Source organism: Geodermatophilus dictyosporus (genome assembly GCF_900115505.1).
Classification (GTDB): domain Bacteria; phylum Actinomycetota; class Actinomycetes; order Mycobacteriales; family Geodermatophilaceae; genus Geodermatophilus; species Geodermatophilus dictyosporus.
The window spans coordinates 98,226-120,989 of record NZ_FOWQ01000002.1 but is presented as its reverse complement, the minus strand read 5'-3'; the positions used below and the strand labels follow the sequence as shown (position 1 = coordinate 120,989).

The 22,764-nt window shown below is 73.9% G+C and carries 21 protein-coding genes and 3 tRNA genes; 18 read left to right on the top strand and 6 right to left on the bottom strand.

What is annotated here, in order from left to right; genetic code table 11:
* The first annotated feature begins 128 nt into the window (after nt 1–128).
* From BMZ33_RS04160 to ilvC, 3 genes are all read left to right on the top strand, one after another.
* On the top strand, nt 129–1,997 hold the full coding sequence (locus tag BMZ33_RS04160; RefSeq protein WP_091108190.1) for an acetolactate synthase large subunit: 1,869 nt from the start codon (nt 129–131) through the stop codon (nt 1,995–1,997).
* Between the two features lie 2 nt (nt 1,998–1,999).
* Entirely contained in the window at nt 2,000–2,527 is a 528-nt protein-coding gene (ilvN, locus tag BMZ33_RS04155) for an acetolactate synthase small subunit (protein ID WP_091108188.1), read from the top strand.
* Between the two features lie 91 nt (nt 2,528–2,618).
* Nucleotides 2,619–3,647 (top strand): ketol-acid reductoisomerase, encoded by a 1,029-nt coding sequence (gene ilvC, locus BMZ33_RS04150; protein ID WP_091108186.1) that lies wholly within the window; start codon nt 2,619–2,621, stop codon nt 3,645–3,647.
* A gap of 65 nt (nt 3,648–3,712) precedes the next feature.
* Here ilvC and BMZ33_RS23935 read toward each other — a convergent pair whose 3' ends face one another.
* The 3 genes from BMZ33_RS23935 to BMZ33_RS23045 all read right to left on the bottom strand — a co-directional run bounded on the left by BMZ33_RS23935 (nt 3,713) and on the right by BMZ33_RS23045 (nt 6,012).
* Nucleotides 3,713–4,441, bottom strand: a complete 729-nt coding sequence (locus BMZ33_RS23935; RefSeq protein WP_169063871.1) for a DUF805 domain-containing protein — start codon at nt 4,439–4,441, stop codon at nt 3,713–3,715.
* A 67-nt stretch (nt 4,442–4,508) separates the two neighbouring features.
* Nucleotides 4,509–4,997 carry a hypothetical protein gene (locus tag BMZ33_RS04135; RefSeq protein ID WP_091108185.1) on the bottom strand — a complete coding sequence of 163 codons (489 nt, stop codon included), beginning with the start codon at nt 4,995–4,997 and terminating at the stop codon, nt 4,509–4,511.
* A 130-nt stretch (nt 4,998–5,127) separates the two neighbouring features.
* Nucleotides 5,128–6,012: a hypothetical protein gene (locus BMZ33_RS23045; RefSeq protein WP_169063870.1), complete on the bottom strand. Its 885-nt coding sequence runs from the start codon at nt 6,010–6,012 to the stop codon at nt 5,128–5,130.
* A gap of 198 nt (nt 6,013–6,210) precedes the next feature.
* Here BMZ33_RS23045 and serA point away from each other — a divergent pair, with 198 nt between their 5' ends.
* The 3 genes from serA to cimA all read left to right on the top strand — a co-directional run bounded on the left by serA (nt 6,211) and on the right by cimA (nt 10,655).
* Nucleotides 6,211–7,812 carry a phosphoglycerate dehydrogenase gene (serA, locus tag BMZ33_RS04125; RefSeq protein WP_169063869.1) on the top strand — a complete coding sequence of 534 codons (1,602 nt, stop codon included), beginning with the start codon at nt 6,211–6,213 and terminating at the stop codon, nt 7,810–7,812.
* A 15-nt stretch (nt 7,813–7,827) separates the two neighbouring features.
* Entirely contained in the window at nt 7,828–8,850 is a 1,023-nt protein-coding gene (locus tag BMZ33_RS04120; protein ID WP_091108180.1) for a 3-isopropylmalate dehydrogenase, read from the top strand.
* A 230-nt stretch (nt 8,851–9,080) separates the two neighbouring features.
* On the top strand, nt 9,081–10,655 hold the full coding sequence (gene cimA, locus BMZ33_RS04115) for a citramalate synthase (RefSeq protein WP_091108178.1): 1,575 nt from the start codon (nt 9,081–9,083) through the stop codon (nt 10,653–10,655).
* A gap of 30 nt (nt 10,656–10,685) precedes the next feature.
* Here cimA and BMZ33_RS04110 read toward each other — a convergent pair whose 3' ends face one another.
* Together BMZ33_RS04110 and BMZ33_RS04105 are read right to left on the bottom strand one after the other, a co-directional pair.
* Entirely contained in the window at nt 10,686–11,015 is a 330-nt protein-coding gene (locus BMZ33_RS04110; RefSeq protein WP_091108176.1) for a putative quinol monooxygenase, read from the bottom strand.
* Nucleotides 11,016–11,037: 22 nt separating this feature from the next.
* On the bottom strand, nt 11,038–11,418 hold the full coding sequence (locus BMZ33_RS04105) for a VOC family protein (RefSeq protein WP_091108174.1): 381 nt from the start codon (nt 11,416–11,418) through the stop codon (nt 11,038–11,040).
* 55 nt (nt 11,419–11,473) lie between these two features.
* Here BMZ33_RS04105 and BMZ33_RS04100 point away from each other — a divergent pair, with 55 nt between their 5' ends.
* The 10 genes from BMZ33_RS04100 (at nt 11,474) to BMZ33_RS04050 (ending at nt 19,826) form a co-directional block, all read left to right on the top strand.
* Complete coding sequence (locus BMZ33_RS04100; protein ID WP_091108171.1) at nt 11,474–12,286, top strand: fumarylacetoacetate hydrolase family protein; 813 nt, start codon at nt 11,474–11,476, stop codon at nt 12,284–12,286.
* Nucleotides 12,283–13,755, top strand: a complete 1,473-nt coding sequence (gltX, locus tag BMZ33_RS04095) for a glutamate--tRNA ligase (RefSeq protein ID WP_091108169.1) — start codon at nt 12,283–12,285, stop codon at nt 13,753–13,755. Before BMZ33_RS04100 ends, gltX begins: the two co-directional genes overlap by 4 nt.
* Nucleotides 13,752–14,972, top strand: a complete 1,221-nt coding sequence (locus BMZ33_RS24390; RefSeq protein ID WP_169063868.1) for a CPBP family intramembrane glutamic endopeptidase — start codon at nt 13,752–13,754, stop codon at nt 14,970–14,972. The genes gltX and BMZ33_RS24390 overlap by 4 nt, the downstream gene beginning before the upstream one ends.
* Nucleotides 14,973–15,033: 61 nt before the next feature.
* Nucleotides 15,034–15,105: transfer RNA gene (locus BMZ33_RS04080), tRNA-Gln, on the top strand.
* Nucleotides 15,106–15,148: 43 nt separating this feature from the next.
* Nucleotides 15,149–15,221 (top strand) — tRNA-Glu (locus BMZ33_RS04075).
* A gap of 99 nt (nt 15,222–15,320) precedes the next feature.
* Nucleotides 15,321–15,393 (top strand) — tRNA-Glu (locus BMZ33_RS04070).
* 139 nt (nt 15,394–15,532) lie between these two features.
* On the top strand, nt 15,533–16,636 hold the full coding sequence (galT, locus tag BMZ33_RS04065) for a galactose-1-phosphate uridylyltransferase (RefSeq protein ID WP_091108164.1): 1,104 nt from the start codon (nt 15,533–15,535) through the stop codon (nt 16,634–16,636).
* A complete protein-coding gene (galK, locus tag BMZ33_RS04060; protein ID WP_169063867.1) occupies nt 16,633–17,796 on the top strand; it encodes a galactokinase in 1,164 nt (387 codons plus the stop codon). Before galT ends, galK begins: the two co-directional genes overlap by 4 nt.
* Nucleotides 17,797–17,818: 22 nt before the next feature.
* Nucleotides 17,819–19,501, top strand: coding sequence for a sodium:solute symporter family protein (locus BMZ33_RS04055; RefSeq protein WP_091108161.1), 1,683 nt, complete (start codon nt 17,819–17,821; stop codon nt 19,499–19,501).
* Nucleotides 19,502–19,517: 16 nt separating this feature from the next.
* The gene (locus tag BMZ33_RS04050) at nt 19,518–19,826 is read left to right on the top strand and encodes a hypothetical protein (RefSeq protein WP_091108159.1); all 309 of its coding nucleotides are present in this window, start codon (nt 19,518–19,520) and stop codon (nt 19,824–19,826) included.
* Nucleotides 19,827–19,915: 89 nt separating this feature from the next.
* Here BMZ33_RS04050 and BMZ33_RS04045 read toward each other — a convergent pair whose 3' ends face one another.
* A complete protein-coding gene (locus tag BMZ33_RS04045) occupies nt 19,916–20,593 on the bottom strand; it encodes an IclR family transcriptional regulator (RefSeq protein WP_169063866.1) in 678 nt (225 codons plus the stop codon).
* 75 nt (nt 20,594–20,668) lie between these two features.
* On the opposite strand from BMZ33_RS04045, the gene leuC reads away from it, so the two are divergent.
* Nucleotides 20,669–22,081 carry a 3-isopropylmalate dehydratase large subunit gene (leuC, locus tag BMZ33_RS04040; RefSeq protein WP_091108154.1) on the top strand — a complete coding sequence of 471 codons (1,413 nt, stop codon included), beginning with the start codon at nt 20,669–20,671 and terminating at the stop codon, nt 22,079–22,081.
* A 33-nt stretch (nt 22,082–22,114) separates the two neighbouring features.
* Nucleotides 22,115–22,714, top strand: a complete 600-nt coding sequence (gene leuD, locus BMZ33_RS04035) for a 3-isopropylmalate dehydratase small subunit (RefSeq protein ID WP_091108152.1) — start codon at nt 22,115–22,117, stop codon at nt 22,712–22,714.
* The last annotated feature ends 50 nt before the right edge of the window (nt 22,715–22,764 follow it).

Here is a 22,764-nt window from a genome sequence, read left to right as displayed (position 1 = left end):
AGCGCGCCGGTCACCCGACCGACGCGCTACACCCCTCCGTGCCCGCGGCACGAGGGGTTTTTTGTTGCCCGAGCAGGCACCCGACCGCACGCCCCACCCCGCACGTCCGGCCCAGGAGAACAGCCGCCATGACCACCACCCCGAGCGAGTCCGCCACCCGCGAGGCCGCCGAGGCGCTGACCGGCGTCGAGACCACGGCCCGCTCGATCGCCGAGGCCGCCGCCGAGCCCGCCACCGGCATCACCGGCGCGCAGAGCCTCGTCCGCTCGCTCGAGGCGGTCGGCGTCGAGGTCGTGTTCGGCATCCCGGGCGGGGCGATCCTGCCGGCCTACGACCCGCTGTTCGACTCCCACGTCCGGCACGTCCTGGTCCGCCACGAGCAGGGCGCCGGGCACGCCGCCACCGGCTACGCGCAGGCGACCGGCCGGGTCGGCGTCTGCATGGCCACCTCCGGCCCCGGCGCGACCAACCTGGTCACGCCGCTGGCCGACGCCTACATGGACTCGGTCCCGCTGGTCGCGATCACCGGCCAGGTGCCGAGCCGGGCGATCGGGACCGACGCGTTCCAGGAGGCCGACATCCGCGGCATCACCATGCCGATCACCAAGCACAACTTCCTGGTGACCGACGCCGCCGAGATCCCGCAGCGGATCGCCGAGGCCTTCCACCTGGCCGCCACCGGCCGCCCCGGCCCGGTGCTGGTCGACATCGCCAAGGACGCGCTGCAGGCCACCACCGACTTCTCGTGGCCGCCGCGGATGGACCTGCCCGGCTACAAGCCGACCACCCGCCCGCACGGCAAGCAGGTGCGCGAGGCCGCCGCGCTGATCGCCGCCGCCCGCCGTCCCGTCCTCTACGTCGGCGGCGGGGTGCTCAAGGCGGGTGCCACCGCGGAGCTGGCGGAGCTCGCCGAGCTCACCGGCGCGCCGGTGGTCACCACGCTCATGGCCCGCGGCGCCTTCCCCGACAGCCACCCGCAGAACCTGGGCATGCCGGGCATGCACGGCAACGTCGCCGCCGTCACCGCGCTGCAGAAGGCCGACCTGCTGGTGGCCCTCGGCGCGCGCTTCGACGACCGCGTCACCGGCGAGCTGAGCTCCTTCGCCCCGCACGCGCAGGTCGTGCACGCCGACATCGACCCGGCCGAGATCGGCAAGAACCGCAGGGCCGACGTCCCGATCGTGGGCGACGCGAAGGAGACCATCGCCGAGCTGGTGGGCGCGCTGCGCGCCGAGCACCGCGCCGGCCGCACGAGCGACCTGTCGGCCTGGTGGGCCCAGCTCGACGACTGGCGGGCGCGCTACCCGCTGGGCTACGAGTGGCCCGAGGACGGCTCGCTGTCGCCGCAGTACGTCATCGAGCGGCTCGGCGCCATCGCCGGCCCGGACGCGATCTACGCCTCCGGCGTCGGGCAGCACCAGATGTGGGCCGCGCAGTTCATCCGGTACGAGAAGCCGGGCACCTGGCTCAACAGCGGCGGCCTCGGGACGATGGGCTACGCCGTCCCCGCCGCCATGGGCGCCAAGTACGGCCGCCCGGACACCACGGTCTGGGCGATCGACGGCGACGGCTGCTTCCAGATGACCAACCAGGAGCTGGCCACCTGCGCCATCGAGGGCATCCCGGTCAAGGTCGCCGTCATCAACAACGGCAACCTCGGCATGGTCCGGCAGTGGCAGACCCTCTTCTACGAGGGCCGCTACTCCAACACCAAGCTGCACCCGGTCGACGCCGAGGGCCGGCCCCGGCCGGTGCGCATCCCCGACTTCGTCGCGCTGGCCGAGGCGCTGGGCTGCGTCGGCCTGCGCTGCGAGTCCAAGGACGACGTCGACGCCGTCATCGAGAAGGCCATGGCGATCACCGACGCACCCGTGGTCATCGACTTCGTCGTCGGCGCCGACGCCCAGGTGTGGCCGATGGTGGCCGCCGGCGCCAGCAACGACGACATCCTGGCCGCGCGCGACCTGCGCCCGGTCTTCGGCGAGGGGCAGGTCTGACGATGACGAGGCACACCCTGTCGGTGCTGGTCGAGAACAAGGCCGGTGTCCTGGCCCGCGTCTCGGCGCTGTTCAGCCGGCGCGCGTTCAACATCGAGTCGCTGGCCGTCGGCCCGACCGAGAACCCCGACCTGTCGCGGATGACGATCGTCGTCGACGCCGAGTCCGCACCGCTGGAGCAGGTGACCAAGCAGCTCAACAAGCTGGTCGAGGTCATCAAGATCGTCGAGCTGGACGGCGCCGCCGCGGTGCAGCGCGAGCTGCTGCTGGTCAAGGTGCGCGCGCCGCTGGCCGACCGCACCACCGTGCTGCAGACCGCCGAGCTGTTCCGCGCCCGCGTCGTCGACGTGAACACCGACACGGTGACCCTCGAGGCCACCGGCACGCCGGACAAGCTGCAGGCCCTGCTCGCCGTCCTCGCCCCGCTCGGGATCAAGGAGATGGCGCAGTCGGGCACGGTCGCCCTGGGGCGGGGCCCGCGCTCGATGAGCGGCGCCGGTACCTTGCGCCCGGTCGACCGCACCGCCTAGAAGGACCCCCTCGCCCCCCGCCGCTCGCAGGCTCGCGGCGGGGCCCTGCGAGGGGGCCGTTCCATCCCCTCACCAGAAGGAGCACCACCGCATGGCCGCCGAGATCTTCTACGACGACGACGCCGACCTGTCGATCATCCAGGGGCGCACCGTCGCCGTCATCGGCTACGGCAGCCAGGGGCACGCGCACGCCCTCTCGCTGCGCGACTCGGGGGTCGACGTGCGGGTGGGCCTGCCCGAGGGCTCGAAGAGCCGGGCCAAGGCCGAGGCCGAGGGCCTGCGCGTCGTGACCCCCGCCGAGGCGGCCGCCGAGGCCGACCTGGTGATGGTCCTGGCGCCCGACCACGTGCAGCGCACGCTCTACACCGAGTCGATCGAGCCGAACCTGCAGGACGGCGACGCGCTGTTCTTCGGCCACGGCTTCAACATCCGCTTCGGCTACGTCAAGCCCCCGGCCGGCGTCGACGTCGCCATGGTCGCCCCGAAGGGCCCCGGCCACCTGGTGCGCCGCGAGTTCGAGAACGGCAAGGGCGTGCCGGCGCTGGTCGCCGTCGAGCAGGACGCCAGCGGGCAGGCGCTGCAGCTGGCGCTGTCCTACGCCAAGGCCATCGGCGGCACCCGCGCCGGCGTCATCCGGACGACGTTCGCCGAGGAGACCGAGACCGACCTCTTCGGCGAGCAGGCGGTCCTCTGCGGCGGCATGTCCGCCCTGGTCACCGCCGGCTTCGAGACGCTCACCGAGGCCGGCTACCAGCCCGAGATCGCCTACTTCGAGTGCCTCCACGAGCTCAAGCTCATCGTCGACCTCATGTACGAGGGCGGCATCGCCAAGCAGCGCTGGTCGGTGTCCGACACCGCCGAGTACGGCGACTACACCTCCGGCCCGCGGGTGATCGACGCCCGCGTCAAGGAGACGATGAAGGACGTCCTGGCCCGTATCAAGGACGGCTCGTGGGCGGCTGAGTTCATCGCCGACCAGGACGCCGGCGCGCCGGACTTCACGCGCCGCCGCGCCGAGGCCGAGGCGCACCCGATCGAGGAGACCGGCCGCAGGCTGCGCGGCCTGATGAGCTGGGTGTCGGCGTCCGACGACTACACCGGCACCGCCGCGCGCGGCTGAACCACCCCTGCACGCGAGACGGCCCCGCTGCCGGCCGGCAGCGGGGGCCGTCTCGCGCGTGCGGCTCAGAAGGGCTGGCCGAGCGGCGCCTTCGGGTCGGAGCCGTAGCGGTTCGGGTGCCGCTGCCCCTCCAGGCAGTAGAAGACCAGCAGCACGATGCCGCCGAAGGGCACCAGCCCGATGAGCAGCCACCAGCCGGACCGGTCGGTGTCGTGCAGGCGCCGGACGCCCACCGCCAGGCTGGGGACGACCAGGCCCAGGCTGACGATCAGCTGGAGGACCGGGAACCCGAGGATCGCGTCGATGATCGCGGCCACCGTCACGACGACCACGCTGAACAGGGCGAACCACCAGTACTCGGCGCGCCGCGCCCGCCCGGTGAAGTCCGCGTACCGGGTGAGGACGCTGCGGACGGCGTCGGGGAAGCCCATCGTCGCCGTCGCGCCGTAGGGGGTGGGGGTGCCGTAGCCGCCGTAGGGGGCCGGCTGTCCGTAGCCGTAGGGCTGCTGGCCGTACCCCTGCTGGCCGTACCCCTCCTGGCCGTACGGCTGCTGGCCGTAGCCCTGCTGGCCGTACGGCTGCTGGCCGTACGGCTGCTGGCCGTAGCCCTGCTGGCCGTAGCCCTGCTGGCCGTAGCCGTGCTGGCCGTAGCCGTGCTGGCCGTAGCCCTGCTGGCCGTAGCCCTGCTGGCCGTAGGGCGGCTGGCCGTACGGCTGCTGTCCGTACCCCTGCTGCTGGCCGTGGCCTGGTTGGTCCCCGGACGGGGTGTCCTTCTCGAAGCTGGGACCGGTCATGGTTCCTCCCGTGGTGGTCGCGGCGCGTCGGCGCCCGGCGGCGGAGTCTAGGTGCCCTCCGGTGCGGCTACCGCGCGCCACGACTGGCGAAGTACCGCTTGGACACCGGCTGCTGCAGCAGGGCGATGCTCCCCACGAGGAGGACGAGCACCAGCACGGAGAAGACGTCCAGCCCGGTTCCGGTGACGAGCGCGGTCACGATCCCGAAGAGCACCAGGCCCGCGGTGACGGCCGCCGCGACGAGCAGGACGCGACTCCCCGTGCCCCGGATGGCCTGCACCCCGCCCCAGATGCAGCCGGCGGCCAGTGCGAGGAAGAGGACCCCGAACAGCGCCAGGACGCCGGCGAGCGTCGCGAGGGCGAAGTAGGTGAAGGCGACGAGGAGCAGGAACAGCGCTGCGACGAAGCCCAGGACCGCGGCGGTGAGCACCTGCGGCGGGCGGGCGCCCGGTGTGCCGCCGCCGTGGGGGGAGAGGCCGCCGGGCTGCTGACCGGGTGCCCCGTACCCGGGCTGACCGCCCGGCGGGTCGTTCTCCTCGGAGCTGGGGCCGGTCATGGTTCCTCCCGTGGTGGTCGTCGCCCCCGTGGGCGGTGAGCGGCGGAGTGTAGGAGCTCGGACACGGCCGCAGGGGCCTGCCCGGGGGAGGCAGACCCCTGCGGGGGACAGCGGGCGGGTGCGCGGGTGGTCAGCGGCCGCGGCGGGCGCGGTGCGCGGCGAAGTAGGCCGCGGCCGGCCGCAGCGACAGCAGGACGACGATCGCCAGGGCTGCCAGGAAGAACAGCAGGCTGGTGATGATGCCGCCCGCGCCGGCCGTCTCGGCGTCGGCGAGGTTGCCGATCAGGCCGATGAGGGTGAAGGCGAGGGCGATCGAGCCGCCGACGAGCAGCACCACCCGGCTGCGGCCGGTCAGCGCCCACACCGAGCCCCAGATCATGACCACGGTCCACAGCAGCGCCAGCAGGCCGACGACCAGGATGGCGCCGGCGACGGCGCCGGCCCCCGCGTCCAGCCCGGGGATGACGTCGCCCAGGTCGCCGGAGGCCCCGCCGATGGCCGCACCGGCGAAGACGAACAGGAAGCTGAGCAGGACGCCGATCGCGCCGAACACGAACCCCAGGACGGCCGCGGTCACCACGCTGCCGGGCTTGGCCGGCACCGCGTCCTGGCCGTACTGCCCGTACTGCTGCCCGTAGCCGCCGTACTGCTGGCCGTACTGCTGGCCGTACTGCTGGCCGTACTGCTGGCCGTACTGCTGGCCGTACTGCTCCGTGCCGTAGCCCTGCTGTCCGTAGGGCGTGGTGCCGTACTGCTGCTGGCCGTAGGCCGGGGTGCCGTACTGCGGCTGCCCGTACTGGCCCGGCTGCCCGTACTGCTCCGGCTGCCCGTACTGCGGCTGCCCGTGACCCGGCTGCTGGCCGTAGGGCGTCGTGCCGTACTGGCCCTGCTGCCCGGGCTGCTGACCCTGCTGACCCTGCTGGGCCTCCTGACCCTGCTGACGGTGCTGGCCCTGGCCGTACGGGGTGGCTCCGCCCGAGCTGCCCGAGCCCGGGTCCTTGCTGAAGTCGGTCATGGTCCCCTCCGGACGCGTCGGCCGGCGCCGGCGCTGCTGGCCGCCAGGATGGTCGGACGTCGTCGGCGTCGGCAACCACGCACTACCCCGTCGGCGCGGTGTCGTGGCCTCTGGGACGTGACGTTCCCCGCCCGTGACCGCCGGCGGGTGCGGGGCGGAGGAGGGGACCGGCCCCGCCCGTCCCTAGGCTGTGACCCCGTGACCCCGAGCGCTCCCGTCGTCCTGATCGCCGAGCAGCTGGCCCCGAGCGTGCTCGAGGTGCTCGGCGGCGACGTCGAGATCCGGCACGTCGACGGCGCCGACCGGTCCGCACTGCTGCCGGCGCTGGCCGACGCGGCCGCGGTGCTGGTCCGCAGCGCCACGCAGATCGACGCGGAGGCCCTCGCCGCGGCACCCAACCTCAAGGTGGTCGCCCGCGCCGGCATCGGCCTGGACAACGTCGACGTCGCCGCGGCCACCGAGCGCGGCGTCATGGTCGTCAACGCGCCGACGTCGAACATCGTCAGCGCCGCCGAGCACGCCGTCGCCCTGCTGCTGGCCGCCGCCCGGCAGATCCCCGCCGCTGACGCGTCGCTGCGCGAGGGCGCCTGGAAGCGGTCGCAGTTCATGGGCGTCGAGGTCGCCGACAAGGTGGTCGGCGTCGTCGGCCTGGGCCGCATCGGCCAGCTGGTGGCCCAGCGGCTGGGGGCCTTCGGCACCACGCTGATCGCCTACGACCCCTACATCCAGCCCGGCCGCGCCGCCGGGCTCGGCGTGCGGATGGTGTCGCTGGAGGAACTGCTCCGCGAGGCGGACTTCATCACCGTCCACCTGCCGAAGACGCCCGAGACCCTCGGCCTGATCGGCGCCGACGAACTGGCCACCACCAAGCGCGGCGTGATCGTCGTCAACGCCGCCCGGGGCGGGCTGGTCGACGAGGCCGCGCTGGCCGACGCCCTGCGGTCGGGCCAGGTCGCCGCGGCGGGCCTGGACGTGTTCGCACAGGAACCCTGCACCGACAGCCCGCTCTTCGGCCTGCCCACCACCGTCGTCACCCCGCACCTGGGGGCCTCGACGACGGAGGCGCAGGACAAGGCCGGCACCGCCGTCGCCCACTCCGTGCGCCTCGCCCTGCAGGGCGAGTTCGTGCCCGACGCGGTCAACGTGCAGGCCGGCGGCGTCGTCGCCGAGGACGTGCGGCCCGGGCTGCCGCTGGCCGAGAAGCTGGGCACCGTGTTCACCGCCGTCGCCGGTGGGCTGGCGCAGTCGGTCACCGTCGAGGTGCGCGGCAAGCTCGCCGAGTTCGACGACTCGGTGCTGCAGCTGGCCGTGCTCAAGGGCGTGTTCTCCGACGTGGTCGAGGAGCAGGTCACCTACGTCAACGCCCCGCTGTTCGCCGAGCAGCGCGGCCTGGACGTCGCGCTCACCAGCGACGTCGAGAGCCCCGACTACCGCAACCTGGTCCGGGTGCGCGGCGCGATGGCCGACGGCCGCGAGGTCGCCGTCTCGGGCACGCTGTTCGGCAAGAACCAGGTGCCCAAGCTGGTCGAGGTGGACGGCTTCGACATGGACCTCGACCTCTCGGGCCACCTGCTGTTCTTCGTCTACACCGACCGGCCCGGCGTCGTCGGCACGGTCGGGGCGGCGCTCGGCGAGGCGGGTGTGAACATCGCCGGCGCGCAGGTCAGCCGCACCACCCGCGGCGGCGAGGCGCTCATGGCCGTCGTCGTCGACAGCCCGGTGCCGGCCGACCTGCTGGCCGACATCGCCGCGCGCATCGGCGCGCGCGAGGCCCGCAGCGCCGACCTCGATCCCCGCTGACCTAGGGTCGTCGCCATGCGCCTGGCAGTGATCGCGGGAGACGGCATCGGCCCCGAGGTGGTGGCCGAGGGTCTCAAGGTCCTCGGCGGCGTCGTCCCCGACCTCGAGACCACGGAGTACGACCTCGGCGCCACCCGCTGGCAGCGCACCGGCGAGCTGCTGCCGGACTCGGTGCTCGACGAGCTGCGCGGTCACGACGCGATCCTGCTCGGCGCGATCGGCGACCCCGGGGTGCCGCCGGGCATCCTCGAGCGGGGGCTGCTGCTGCGGCTGCGCTTCGAGCTCGACCACCACGTCAACCTGCGCCCGGCGAAGCTCTACGACGGCGTGCGCAGCCCGCTGGCCGAGCCCGGCCCGATCGACATGCTGTGCGTCCGCGAGGGCACCGAGGGGCCCTACGTCGGCAACGGCGGGGTGCTGCGCCGCGACACCCCGCACGAGGTGGCCACCGAGGTCAGCCTCAACACCGCGTTCGGCGTCGAGCGGGTCGTGCGGTACGCCTTCGAGCGGGCCACGGCCCGCCCGCGCCGGCACCTGACGCTGATCCACAAGACCAACGTGCTCACCCACGCCGGGTCGCTGTGGTCGCGGACGGTCGAGGAGGTCGGCGCGGAGTTCCCCGAGGTCACCGTCGCCTACCAGCACGTCGACGCGGCCTCGATGTTCTTCATCACCGACCCGGGCCGCTACGACGTCATCGTCACCGACAACCTCTTCGGCGACATCGTCACCGACGTCGCGGCGGCGGTGACCGGCGGCATCGGGCTGGCCGCCAGCGGCAACCTCGACGCGTCGGGCACCAACCCGGGCATGTTCGAGCCGGTGCACGGCTCGGCCCCCGACATCGCCGGGCAGGGCGTGGCCGACCCGACCGCCACCGTGCTGTCGGTCGCGCTGCTCCTCGAGCACCTCGGCCGCGGCGACCAGGCCCGCAAGGTCAACGCCGCCGTCGCCTTCGACCTGTCCACCCGCGACGCGCAGCGGCCGGTGCGCACCGCCGAGGTCGGCGACCGCCTGGCGGCGCTGGCCGGCGGCTAGGCACTCGACCGACCTCACCTCGCGGTGCCCGACCTCGCGCTGCCGGGTGAGGCCGGGCACCGCGGCGTGCGGTCGGGGGCGCGCTAGACTCCGCGGCGATGCACCTGTCCGGCACCACCCTCATCATCGACTAGCGCGCGGTCAGCACCCCGACCGCGCGCAGACCCTCCGTACCCGGGGGGTCTTCTTCGTGTGAGGGGCGCGATCGCCGTCGACACCCGGGAGCACCCGTGGCCACCGACGCCTCCTTCCACGTCTTCGACACCACCCTGCGCGACGGCGCCCAGCGCGAGGGGATCAGCTTCTCGGTCGCCGACAAGCTGGCCGTCGCGCGGCTGCTCGACGAGATCGGCGTCGGCTACATCGAGGGCGGCTGGCCGGGGGCGCTGCCCAAGGACACCGAGTTCTTCGCCCGCGCCCGCACCGAGCTCAAGCTGCGGCACGCGGTGCTCGTCGCGTTCGGGTCCACCCGCCGGGCCGGGGTCCGCGTGGAGGACGACCCGCAGGTGCAGGCGCTGCTGGACGCCGAGACGCCGGTGGTCTGCCTGGTCGCGAAGTCCGACGTCCGGCACGTGCGCGAGGCGCTGCGGACCACGCTCGAGGAGAACCTCGCGATGGTCGCCGACACCGTCGCGCACCTCGTCGCGCACGGCCGGCGGGTGTTCGTCGACTGCGAGCACTTCTTCGACGGGTACGCCGCCGACCCCGACCACGGCGTGGCGGTGCTGCGGGCCGCGTTCGCCGCGGGTGCCGAGGTCGGCGTCCTCTGCGACACCAACGGCGGCATGCTGCCCATGGGCGTGGGCCGCGTGGTGGCCGACGTCCGGTCGCGGGTCGACGGGCGGCTGGGCATCCACTGCCAGGACGACACCGGGTGCGCCGTGGCCAACTCGCTGGCCGCCGTCGAAGCCGGGGTGACCCACGTGCAGGGCACCGCCAACGGCTACGGCGAGCGGGCGGGAAACGCCGACACCTTCGCGCTGGTGGCCAACCTGGTCACCAAGATGGGCCTGCCCGTGGTCCCCGCGGAGTGCCTGCCCGAGCTGCAGCGGGTCAGCCACGCGATCGCCGAGCTCGCCAACATCGCCCCCGACGACCACCAGCCCTACGTCGGCGCCTCGGCGTTCGCGCACAAGGCCGGCCTGCACGCCAGCGCGATCAAGGTCAGCCCGGAGCTCTACAACCACCTCGACCCGACCGTCGTCGGCAACGACATGCGCATCCTGGTCACCGAGATGGCCGGCCGTGCCTCGGTCGAGCTCAAGGGCCGCGAGCTCGGCGTCGACCTCGGCGGGCACGGCGACGTCGTCGGCCGGGTGGTCGACCGGGTGAAGGTGCTCGAGGCCGAGGGCTGGTCCTTCGAGGCGGCCGACGCCTCCTTCGAGCTGCTGCTGCGTGCCGCGCTGCCCGAGGCCCCGCCGCCGCTGTTCGAGCTGGAGAGCTACAAGACCTCCGTCGAGCACAGCCGCACCGGCGACGTCGTCAGCGAGGCCACCGTGAAGGTGCACGTCGACGGCGAGCGGATCATCAGCACCGCCGAGGGGAACGGCCCGGTCAACGCCCTGGACAACGCGCTGCGCCAGGCGCTGGTCAGCCGCCACCCGCAGCTGGCCGACGTCTCGCTGGCCGACTACAAGGTCCGCATCCTGGGCTGGAAGGGTGGCACCGGCGCCACCACGCGGGTCCTGGTCGACACCACCGACGGCGTCGGCGAGTGGACCACCGTCGGGGTGCACGCCAACATCGTCGAGGCCTCCTGGCACGCCCTGGTCGACGCGCTCACCTACGCCGTCCGCCACCGCTGACCGCGGCCTCCCGGGTGGTGAGCGCAGGCGTCAGCGCCGGGGCCGGACCTCGCCCATCGGGCCGAAGCCGCTGACGTCGGGGGTGTCGACGTAGATGATCTGCGGCTGCTCGGCGACCAGGTCCGACATCCAGTCGAAGGCGGCCTCGGCGTGCGGGGTGGCCACGTGCGAGGCGCCGGCGTCGGAGTCCCGGAAGCCCTCGATGCAGACGAAGGTGTTCGGGTCCAGGACGCTGCGGGACCACTCGAAGAACAGGCTGCCCTCCTCGGCGTTCACCGCCGCCGCGTACTCGTCGGCCTTGGCGCGGAACTCGTCGATCGCGTCCGGCCGGACGGGGAACTTGATGACGATCAGGATCACGGGGCTCTCCTCGGATGACGGGTCACAGCGGGTCGAGCCGGCGGCGCAGCAGGCAGAAGGGGTTGCCCTCGGGGTCGGCGAGCACGTGCCAGCTCTCCTCCCCGGTCTGCCCGACGTCGGCCCGGGTGGCGCCCAGGTCCAGGAGCCGCGCGAGCTCGGCGTCCTGGTCGCGGTCGGTGGCGTTGACGTCCAGGTGCAGCCGCGGCTTGCCCGGCTCCCAGTGGTCGACGGGCGTGAAGACCAGGGTGGGGGCCGCGCCGCCGGAGCCGGCCTCCGGGCCGATCTCCACGGCGCCGTCGTCGTCACGGCCGAGCACCCGGTAGCCGAGCACCTCCGCCCACCACGCCGCCAGCGCCTCCGGGTCCCGGCTGTCGACGACGATCTCGCTCAGGCGGCAGGCCACACCGGTCACCGTAGGCGGGAGGGCCGTCCCGCGCGGGGTCAGTAGCCTCGACGTCGTGCGCATCGTCCGCTTCGCCTCGCCCTCGGGCATGTCCTTCGGCGTCCTCGACGGGGACGGCCAGGTCGCCCAGATCGAGGGCCACCCGTTCGGCACCATCTCCTTCACCGGCCAGCGCTTCCCGCAGGCCGACGTCCGGCTGCTCTCGCCGATCCTGCCCAGCAAGGTGGTCTGCGTCGGCAAGAACTACGCCGAGCACGTCCGGGAGATGAACACCGGGGACGCCCCGGAGCGGCCGCTGCTGTTCCTCAAGCCCTCGACGTCGGTCATCGGCCCGGGCGACGCCATCCGCATCCCGCCGGGCAGCACCAACGTCCACCACGAGGTGGAGCTCGCCGTCGTCATCGGCGCCCGCGGTGCGCGGAACCTGGCCCCGGAGCAGGTCGCGGGCAGCGTCTTCGGCTACACCATCGCCAACGACGTCACCGAGCGGGACATGCAGAAGAGCGACGGGCAGTGGACCCGCGCCAAGGGCTTCGACTCCTTCTGCCCGCTGGGGCCGTGGATCGAGACCGACCTCGGCGCCCTGGGCAAGGACGCGGGCGACCTCGAGATCACCTGCACGGTCGACGCCGAGCCGCGCCAGGCCGGCCGCACCAGCCAGCTGCTCTTCGACGTCCCCACGCTGGTCTCCTACATCTCGCAGGTCATGACGCTGCTGCCCGGCGACGTGGTGCTCACCGGCACCCCGGCCGGCGTCGGCCCGATCAGCCCCGGCCAGCGGGTCGAGTGCTCGATCGAGGGCCTGGGCTCGCTGGTCAACGGCGTCAGCGGTGCCGACACCGCCTCCACCGCGGGCGGCGCCCGGTGACCGCACCCGTGCGCACCCGCTTCTGCCCCTCGCCGACGGGCACGGTGCACGTCGGCCTGCTGCGGACGGCGCTGTTCAACTGGGCGCACGCCCGGCACACCGGCGGCAGCCTCGTCCTGCGCATCGAGGACACCGACGCCGCCCGCGACTCCGAGGAGTCCTACCGCCACCTGCTCGACAGCCTGCGCTGGCTGGGCCTGGACTGGGACGAGGGCCCCGAGGTCGGCGGCCCGCACGGGCCCTACCGGCAGTCGCAGCGCCACGACGTCTACCGCGAGGTGGCCGCGAAGCTGGCCGCGGCCGGGCACGCCTACGAGTCCTTCTCCACCAACGAGGAGGTCGAGGCGCGGCGGCTGGCCGCCGGGCAGGACCCCAAGCTCGGCTACGACAACGCCGACCGGTTCCTCACCGACGCGCAGAGGGCCGCCTTCCGGGCCGAGGGCCGCGAGCCGGTGCTGCGGCTGCGGATGCCCGACAGCGACCTCGCCTGGACCGACCTGGTGCGCGGCGAGGTCCGCTTCGCGGTGGGCTCGGTGCCCGACTTCGTCATCGTCCGGGGCAACGGCGCGCCGCTCTACCCCTTCGTCAACCCCGTCGACGACGCCCTCATGGGCATCACCGACGTGCTGCGCGGCGAGGACCTGCTGCCCTCCACGCCCCGCCAGCTGGCCCTGTACGCGGCGCTGCAGGACGTCGGGGTCGCCGCCGGCCCCCCGAGGTTCGGCCACCTGCCCTACGTCACCGGCGAGGGCAGCAAGAAGCTGTCCAAGCGCGACCCGCAGTCCAACGTGGACGTCTACCGGGAGCGCGGGTTCCTGCCCGAGGGCTTCGCGAACTACCTGGCGCTGCTGGGCTGGTCGATCGCCGAGGACCGCGACGTGTTCTCGATGGCCGAGATGGCCGAGGCCTTCGACGTCACCCGGGTCAGCGCCAACCCGGCCCGCTTCGACCTGAAGAAGGCCGAGGCGATCAACGCCACCCACCTGCGCGAGCTGCCCGTGGAGGAGTTCGTCGAGCGGGCGGTGCCCTTCCTGGCCGGCGCCGGACTGGTCGCCGACCCGCCCACGCCCGAGCAGGACCGGGTGCTGCGCGCGATCGCCCCGCTGGCGCAGGAGCGCAGCGTGGTGCTCTCCGACGTCGTCGGCCTGCTGGGCTTCCTGTTCGTCGAGGAGGTGCAGATCGACCCGGCCGCCGCGGCCAAGAACCTCCGGCCCGAGGACGGCGAGGTGCTCGACGCGGCCGCCGACGCGCTGCGCGACCTCGACGACTGGTCGACCGCGGGGATCGAGCAGGCGCTCAAGGCGGCGCTGGTCGAGGGCCTGGGCCGCAAGCCGCGGCAGGCATTCGGGCCGGTGCGGGTGGCCGTCAGCGGACGCACCGTCTCCCCGCCGCTGTACGAGTCGATCGAGCTGCTGGGCCCGGAGCGCACACTCGCCCGTCTCGCGGCGGCCCGGGGCGCGGCGGGGTGAGCCTCCCCCCGTGGGCGCCGCCGCCCGGCCCGGGTGGCTGGGACGGCGAGGCCTACACCGGCCCGCCGCCGACCGCCCCCTACGGCGCCCCGCCGAGGGTGCCCGGCACGTACGCGGGTGGGCCCGGCGGGCCGGTGCCGTGGGGGCCGCCCGGGGGAGCGGGGGTGCCCGCCGGGCCGGTGCCGTGGCCGCTGGGGCCGGTGTCCCTGCCGCCGGGACCGCACGGACCCGCGGGTCCGGCCCCGCTGCCGCCGGGGCTCAGGCTCGCCCCGCCGCCCGGGACGCCGCCGCACGACGAGCCGGTGCCCTTCCTGCTGGCCATGCGCTCCCGCGACTGGGCCTGGTGGCGGCCGCTGCTGGGCCTGCTGCTCTTCGTCGTCGCCTACTCGGTGGCCGCGTTCGTCGTCGTCCTGGTGACCCTGCTCACCGGGATCGAGCCCGACCTCGAGCTGCTCGACCTGGTCGACCCCGGCGTGCTGCTGATCACCAACCTCTCGCTGATCGTCGCCATCCCCATCGTGTCGCTGCTGTGGGTGGCCGCGCACGGGATGAGCCCCGGCTGGTCGGCGTCGGTGCTCGCCCGGCTGCGGTGGCGGCTGTTCGCGCCCTTCACCCTGCGTGCCCTGGCCACGCTCGGGGTGGGCATCGCGCTGTCGGTGGTGCTCGGCTTCGCGTTCGGCGACGGCGGGGTCAGCGGGCCGGTCGACGACCTGGTCTGGCTGCTCCTGGTCGTGGTGTTCACCACGCCGATCCAGTCGGCCGCCGAGGAGTACGTCTTCCGCGGGTACCTCAGCCAGGCGATCGCCGCGTGGATCCGCGGTCCGCGGGCGGGTGCGCTGGTGGCCGCCGTGGTCACCGCGGCGCTGTTCTCGGCCGCGCACGCCCCCGGCGACGTGGCCACCTTCCTCGACCGGTTCGCCTTCGGCCTGGCCGCCTCGGCCGTGGTGTGGCTCACCGGCGGACTCGAGGCGGCGATCGTGCTGCACGCGGTGAACAACGTGCTGGTGTTCTTCCTGGCGGGGACGCTCGGCGACGACGTCGCCACCGAGGAGGTGCCGGCCGGCACCGGGCTGCTGTTCCTCCTGCTCACGGTGGTGTCGATGGGCGGCTACGTGGCCCTGGTGGCCGCCTCGCGCCGGAAGCTGCGCCCGGAGCTCCTCACCCCGGCCCGCGACCTGCGCGTGCCGGCCGGCGACCCGCGGACCCGGGGGTGGTGACACCCCCTCCGCGGGCATCGGGTATGGTCGTACCCGGCGCCGCGAGGTGCCGGCCACGCCTTGGGGTATGGGGTAATTGGCAGCCCGACGGTTTCTGGTTCCGTTAGTCTAGGTTCGAGTCCTGGTACCCCAGCGAGGAAGCACCACCTCCTCACGCACGACCAGCACCACCGCACGGCCCCGTCGTCTAGCGGCCCAGGACGCCGCCCTCTCACGGCGGTAGCGAGGGTTCGAATCCCTTCGGGGCTACAGCGAGTGCGAGAGCCCCCGGTCCCCGGACCGGGGGCTCTCGCTCGTCCACGACCCGGCCGCGGCCCGCGTCCGGCGTCGTGGCAGGATCGAGGGTCCGGCCCCGTCGTCTAGCGGTCCAGGACGCCGCCCTCTCACGGCGGTAGCGAGGGTTCGAATCCCTTCGGGGCTACAGCGAGCACGAGAGCCCCCGGCCATCCGGCCGGGGGCTCTCGCGCTGTCCGGGCCCGGTGCCCGAGTGGCTGGCGATCACCACCGGGCATAGCGTTCGCAGGGCCCACCCGCGGGCCGGGAACGGGAGGCGGACGACTGTGATCCGGACGAGCGATCGGCTGGCAGACGGCCGGGAGGTCCTCTACTACGACGCGGACGGCTCACCCGTCCGGCACCCGGCCCGGGACACCCGCGACCTGCCGCCGGTCAGCACCCGCTCGCAGCTGCGCCACGACGCGCTGCTCGGGGAGTGGGTGGTCGTGGCCGCGCACCGGCAGACCCGCACCTTCCTGCCACCGGCCGACCAGTGCCCCCTGGACCCCTCGCGCCCGGGCCGGCCCACCGAGGTGCCCGAGGGCGACTACCAGGTGGTGGTGTTCGAGAACCGCTTCCCGTCGCTGGCCACCTCGGTCGACCGCGACGTCGCGCCGCACGCCCCCGGCGACCCGCTGGCCGAGCTGCGCCCGGGCTTCGGCCGCTGCGAGGTCGTGCTGTTCACCAGCGACCACGGTCAGCACTTCGCCGGCCTCGGCCGCGACCGGGCCCGCCTCGTCATCGACGTCTGGGCCGAGCGCACCGCGGAGCTGGGCGCCCTCGACGGCGTCGAGCAGGTGTTCTGCTTCGAGAACTCCGGCGAGGAGATCGGGGTGACCCTGTCGCACCCGCACGGGCAGATCTACGCCTACCCGTTCGTGACGCCGCGCGTGGAGAAGGTCCTGGCCTCGGTGCGCCGGCACCGGGAGCGGACCGGCGGCGACCTCTTCGCCGAGGTGGTGGAGGCCGAGCGCAGCGGCCCGCGGGTGGTCGCGGCCAACGACTCCTGGGTGGCGTTCGTGCCGGCCGCGGCCCGCTGGCCCTACGAGGTGCAGCTGTTCCCGATCCGCCGGGTGCCCGACCTGCCCGCCCTCGACGACGCCCAGCGCGACGACCTGGCCACGCTCTACCTCGACGTGCTGGGCCGCTTCGCGCACCGCTTCGACACCCCGATGCCCTACATCGCCGCCTGGAACCAGGCGCCGGTGCACGGTGGGGCCGACGGTGGCCGCGAGGACTGGTGGCTGCACCTGCAGCTGTTCTCGCTGCGCCGGGCCCCCGGCAAGCTCAAGTACCTCGCGGGCTCGGAGTCGGGGATGGGCGCGTTCGTCACCGACACCAACCCCGAGGACGTCGCCGAGCAGCTGCGGGCCGTGGTGGTCCCGTGAGCGAGGTGCCCACCGACGCGGAGGCCGCGGCGCGCGCGGTGGCCGCCTTCACCGACCGGTTCGGCGCGGCGCCCGAGGGCGTCTGGGCCGCCCCCGGGCGGGTCAACGTCATCGGGGAGCACACCGACTACAACGGCGGCGCGGTGCTGCCGGTGGCCCTCCCGCACACCACCCGCGCCGCGGTCGCCCGCCGCGACGACGGCCGGCTGGTGCTCGCCTCGCTGCAGCACCCGGGCGCCGACGCCGAGGTGGCCGTCGCCGACCTGGCACCGGGCGACCCCGGTGGCTGGGCCGGCTACCCGGCGGGCGTGGTGGCCGAGCTGCGGGAGTCCGTGCCCGGCGGGCTGAGCCTGCTCGTCGACGGCGACGTCCCCGCCGGTGCGGGCCTGTCGTCCTCGGCGGCCCTGGAGTGCGCGGTGGCCCTGGCGCTGCGCGACCTGCTCGGCCTCGACCTGGGCCCGGCCGACCTGGTCGACGTCGCCCGGCGGGCCGAGAACGACTTCGTCGGCGCCCCCACCGGCATCCTCGACCAGTCGGCCTCGGTGCTGTGCACCGCCGGGCACGCGCTGTACCTGCGGACCCGCGACCGCCGCAGCGAGCAGGTGCCCCTCGACCTCGCCGCCGCCGGCCTGGCGCTGCTGGTGATCGACTCGGGTACCACCCACAGCCACGCCGAGAGCGGCTACGGCGACCGCCGCCGCGAGTGCGAGGAGGCCGCGCGGCGCCTGGGCGTCGACCTGCTCTGCGACGTCCGCGACCTCGCCGACCTCGCCCCGCTGGACGACGGCGACGAGCGCGGCGCGCTGCTCCTGCGGCGCGCCCGCCACGTCGTCAGCGAGGACGCCCGGGTGCGCGAGGTGGTCGCGCTGCTGGGCGGGGGCGGCGACCCGCGCGCCGTCGGACCGGTGCTCACCGCCGGGCACGCCTCGCTGCGCGACGACTTCGAGGTGTCGGTGCCCGAGCTCGACGCCATCGTGGAGACCGCGCTGTCCGCCGGCGCGCACGGCGCCCGCATGGTCGGCGGGGGCTTCGGCGGCAGCGCCGTCGCACTCGTCGACGCGGCGGCCACCGACGCCGTCGCCACGGCCGTCACCGAGCGCGCCGGCGCCACCCGTTCGTTCGCCGTGGTCCCGTCCGCGGGTGCCCGGCGGCTGTCCTGAACCGACCCGAGTGGAGGCCTGAGTGGACGATCTGAGACTGGACGCGTCGTTCGTCGACTACCTGCTGGTGGCCGCCTACTTCGCCGTCGTGCTGTTGATCGGGGCCGCCGCGCGCAGGCGGGTGTCCGACAGCCTGGACTTCTTCCTGTCGGGCCGCTCGCTGCCCGCGTGGGTGACGGGCCTGGCGTTCATCTCGGCCAACCTCGGGGCCGTCGAGATCGTCGGCATGTCGGCCAACGGCGCCCAGTACGGCATGAGCACCATGCACTACTTCTGGATCGGCGCGGTCCCGGCCATGCTGTTCCTGGGCGTGGTGATGATGCCCTTCTACTACGGGTCGAAGGTCCGCAGCGTCCCGGAGTTCATGCGCCGCCGGTTCGGCACCGGCGCCCACCTGGTCAACGCGCTGAGCTTCGCCATCGCGCAGATCCTGATCGCCGGCATCAACCTGTTCCTGCTGGCCACCATCGTCGAGGCGCTGCTCGGCTGGCCGCTGTGGCTGTCGCTCATCGTGGCGGCGGCCGTGGTGCTCAGCTACATCACCCTCGGCGGGCTGTCGGCGGCCATCTACAACGAGGTGCTGCAGTTCTTCGTCATCGTCGCCGCGCTGCTGCCGCTGACGCTCATCGGCCTCAACCGGGTCGGCGGCGTCGGCGGGCTCGTCGACGGGATCACCGACTCCGGTCGCGGCGAGGAGCTCACCTCGTGGCCGGCCACGGAGCTGTCCGGCATCGGCAGCCCGGTCCTGTCGGTGATCGGCATCGTCTTCGGCCTCGGCTTCGTGCTGTCCTTCGGCTACTGGACGACGAACTTCGTCGAGGTCCAGCGGGCGATGGCGACCAAGTCGATGTCCGCGGCCCGGAGCACGCCGATCATCGGCGCCTTCCCGAAGATGTTCGTCCCGTTCATCGTGGTGATCCCGGGCATGATCGCCACCGTCCTCGTCCCGGAGGTCATCGAGGCGCGGGCGAACGCCGACGCGGAGTTCGACTACAACAACTCGATCCTGCTGCTGATCCGCGACACCCTGCCCAACGGCCTGCTGGGCATCGCCCTCGCCGGCCTGCTGGCGGCGTTCATGGCGGGCATGGCGGCCAACATCTCCGCCTTCAACACGGTCTTCAGCTACGACCTGTGGCAGCAGTACGTGAAGAAGGACCGGCCCGACGGCTACTACCTCGCCGTCGGCCGGTGGGCGACCGTCGGCGCCACCGTGGCCGCCATCGGGACGGCGATCATCGCGTCCGGCTACACGAACCTCATGGACTACCTGCAGACGCTGTTCGGCTTCTTCAACGCCCCGCTGTTCGCCACGTTCATCCTCGGCATGTTCTGGAAGCGGATGACGCCGACCGCGGGCTGGATGGGCCTGGTGTCGGGCACGCTGGCTGCGGTCGCCGTCGCCTTCCTCAGCGAGGACGCGTTCGGCACGGCGTCGCTGGGCGTCCTCCCGCTCGGCGGTCAGGGCGCGAGCTTCGTCGCGGCGAGCGCCGCCTTCGTCGTCGACATCGTCGTGAGCGTCGTCGTCAGCCAGGTCACCGCGCCCAAGCCGGTCGCCCAGCTCGCCGGGCTCGTCTACTCCGAGACGCCCAAGGAGCAGCGCACCGACCCCGACGCCCACCGGCTGCCCTGGTACCAGTCACCGACCAAGCTGGCCGGCATCGCGCTGGTCATGGTCGTCGTCCTCAATGTCATCTTCCGCTGACGTCAGGAGCACGGTCATGAGCAGCAGCAACCGCGCCACCCCGGCCAAGCAGGCGGCCGGTGCCTTCGACGTCCGCAACGTCATCGCCGCGCTGATCGGCTTCTACGGCGTCGTGCTGGTCCTCCTGGGCCTGTTCAGCGACACCGCAGCCGACCGGGAGCGGACCGGTGACGTCAACGCCAACCTGTGGGCGGGCCTGGCGATGCTCGTGTTCGCCGCGGCGTTCGCGCTGTGGTCCCGGCTGCGCCCGATCGTCGTCGAGGCCCCGCCGGACCGGCAGGACCCCGAGGACGACGGCAGCGGGCGGACCACCGCCGGTCACTGAGGGAGGCCCCTCCTGCCCCTCCCCGCTCGCACGCCCGCGGCGGGCCCCTGCCGTCGGGGGCGCCGCCCGGGGGTGCCCGGCCGGCGGTCTCAGCCCGCGGCGCGGGCGATCGCGGAGGCGGCCTCGAGGACGGCGCCGACCACGTCCGGCGACGGGCGCCGGCCCAGCCGCTCGACCGGGCCGGAGATGGACACCGCGCCGAGCACCGCGCCGCCCGGGTCGCGCACCGGCGCCGACAGCGACGCCACCCCGGGCTCGCGCTCGGCGACGCTGTGCGCCCAGCCGCGCCGGCGGACGTCGAGCAGCGTGCGGGCGGTGAAGCTGGCGCCGGGCAGCAGCGGCGTGACCTCCTCCGCCGGGGCGAAGGCCAGCAGCGCGTGCGCCGCCGAGCCCGCCGTCATGGGCAGCCGCGCGCCGACCGGGACCGTGTCGCGCAGGCCGGAGGCCCGCTCGGCGGCCGCCACGCAGACCCGGGTGCCGCCCTCGCGCACGTAGAACTGCGCGCTCTCCCCGCTGGCGTCGCGCAGCGCCACCAGGTGCCGGCCGGCCAGCTGCGCGAGGTCGGCGCTGCCCTGGCCGAGCTCGGCCAGCGCCGGGCCCGGCGCCCACGTGCCCGCCGGGGTGCGCCGCAGCAGCCGGTGGCCCTCCAGCGCGACGGCCAGCCGGTGCGCCGTGGCCCGCGGCAACCGGGTGCGCGCGACCAGGTCGGCGAGCGAGGCCGGCTCCTGCGCGACGGCGCGCAGGATGGCCACCGCTTTGTCCAGCACGGCAACGGGGTTAGGCTGTCCCACACAGCAATACTCTCATCTCACTCAATGAGATGGCCACCCCGGGAGGGACCCGTGCCGAAGACCCTGGCGGAGAAGGTCTACGACGCCCACGTCGTGCGCAGTGCGGAGGGTGAGCCCGACCTGCTCTACATCGACCTGCACCTCGTGCACGAGGTCACCAGCCCGCAGGCCTTCGACGGCCTGCGCGCCGCCGGCCGCACGGTCCGCCGACCCGACCTCACCATGGCCACCGAGGACCACAACGTCCCGACGCTGGACATCCTCTCGCCGATCGCCGACCCGGTCAGCCGGGCCCAGGTCGAGGCGCTGCGGACCAACGCGGCCGAGTTCGGCATCCGGCTGGCCCCGATGGGCGACCGCGACCAGGGCATCGTGCACGTCATCGGCCCGCAGCTGGGGCTGACCCAGCCGGGCATGACGATCGTCTGCGGCGACAGCCACACCTCCACGCACGGCGCCTTCGGTGCGCTCGCCTTCGGCATCGGCACCAGCGAGGTCGAGCACGTGCTGGCCACCCAGACGCTGCCGCAGTACCGCCCGAAGCAGATGGCCGTCACCGTCGAGGGTCGGCTCCCGGAGGGCGTCTCGGCGAAGGACGTCATCCTCGCCGTCATCGCCCGGATCGGCACCAACGGCGCGGCGGGCCACGTCATCGAGTACCGCGGCAGCGCGATCGAGGCGCTGTCGATGGAGGCCCGGATGACGATCTGCAACATGTCGATCGAGGCCGGTGCCCGCGCCGGGCTGATCGCCCCCGACCAGACGACGTCCGACTTCCTGCAGGGCCGCCCGCACGCCCCGCAGGGCGCCGACTGGGACGCCGCCGTCGCGCACTGGCGCACGCTGCGCACCGACGAGGACGCGGTCTTCGACGCCGAGGTCGTCCTCGACGCCGCCGAGCTCACCCCGTTCGTCACCTGGGGCACCAACCCCGGTCAGGGGCTGCCGATCGGCGAGTCGGTGCCCGACCCGGCCGCCATGACCGACGAGAACGAGCGCCGCGCGGCCGAGCAGGCGCTGGCCTACATGGGCCTGACCCCCGGCACGCCGCTGCGCGAGATCGGGGTGGACACCGTCTTCCTCGGCTCCTGCACCAACGGCCGGATCGAGGACCTCCGGACGGCCGCCGAGCTGCTGCGCGGGAAGCGGATCGACGGGAACACCCGGATGCTCGTCGTCCCCGGATCGGTCGGCGTCAAGCTGCAGGCCGAGGCCGAGGGCCTCGACCGCGTGTTCACCGAGGCCGGCGCCGAGTGGCGGGGTGCGGGGTGCTCGATGTGCCTGGGCATGAACCCCGACCAGCTGCAGCCGGGGGAGCGGTCGGCCTCCACCAGCAACCGCAACTTCCAGGGCCGGCAGGGCAAGGGCGGGCGCACCCACCTCGTCTCGCCGTCCGTGGCCGCCGCCACCGCCCTCACCGGGAAGCTGACCGCCCCGGCCGACCTCGCCGACGTCGCGCCGTGACCACCCGCCCCACCACCCCGGCAGGAGTCTGAGATGCAGCCCTTCACCACGCACACCGGCACCGCCGCCCCGCTGCGCCGCAGCGCCGTCGACACCGACCAGATCATCCCGGCCGAGTACCTCAAGCGGATCACCCGCACCGGCTTCGAGGACGGGCTGTTCGTGGCCTGGCGGCGCAACGAGCCCGACTTCGTGCTCAACCAGCCGCAGTACGCCGACGCCACGGTCCTGGTCGCCGGCCCCGACTTCGGCACCGGGTCCTCCCGCGAGCACGCCTGCTGGGCGCTCCTCGACGGCGGCTTCCGGGTGGTCATCAGCTCGCGGTTCGCCGACATCTTCAAGAACAACTCGACCAAATCGGGGCTGCTCACCGTCGTGCTGCCGCAGGCCGACGTCGACGCGCTGTGGGCCGCCGCCGAGGCCGACCCGACCACGCAGGTGACCGTCGACCTGCAGGCGCGGACGGTCTCCTACGGCGCCACGACCGTGCCGTTCGAGGTCGACGAGTACACCCGCTGGCGGCTGCTCGAGGGCCTCGACGACGTCGGCCTCACCGAGCGCCACCTCGCCGACGTCGAGGCCTACGAAGCCGGGCGCCACCCCTGGCTGCCGAAGGCGCTGCCCGCCAGGTGACGTGCAGGAGGACCCCGTCCTCCCCACCCTTCGCAGGCTCAGGGCGGGAC

Bases quoted from the DNA above. Each gene is read 5' to 3' on its own strand.
- BMZ33_RS04160 (WP_091108190.1), top strand. From the start codon at position 129: ATGACCACCACCCCGAGCGAGTCCGCCACCCGCGAGGCCGCCGAGGCG.
- ilvN (WP_091108188.1), top strand. From the start codon at position 2,000: ATGACGAGGCACACCCTGTCGGTGCTGGTCGAGAACAAGGCCGGTGTC.
- ilvC (WP_091108186.1), top strand. From the start codon at position 2,619: ATGGCCGCCGAGATCTTCTACGACGACGACGCCGACCTGTCGATCATC.
- BMZ33_RS23935 (WP_169063871.1), bottom strand. From the start codon at position 4,441: ATGACCGGTCCCAGCTTCGAGAAGGACACCCCGTCCGGGGACCAACCA.
- BMZ33_RS04135 (WP_091108185.1), bottom strand. From the start codon at position 4,997: ATGACCGGCCCCAGCTCCGAGGAGAACGACCCGCCGGGCGGTCAGCCC.
- BMZ33_RS23045 (WP_169063870.1), bottom strand. From the start codon at position 6,012: ATGACCGACTTCAGCAAGGACCCGGGCTCGGGCAGCTCGGGCGGAGCC.
- BMZ33_RS04120 (WP_091108180.1), top strand. From the start codon at position 7,828: ATGCGCCTGGCAGTGATCGCGGGAGACGGCATCGGCCCCGAGGTGGTG.
- BMZ33_RS04050 (WP_091108159.1), top strand. From the start codon at position 19,518: ATGAGCAGCAGCAACCGCGCCACCCCGGCCAAGCAGGCGGCCGGTGCC.
- leuD (WP_091108152.1), top strand. From the start codon at position 22,115: ATGCAGCCCTTCACCACGCACACCGGCACCGCCGCCCCGCTGCGCCGC.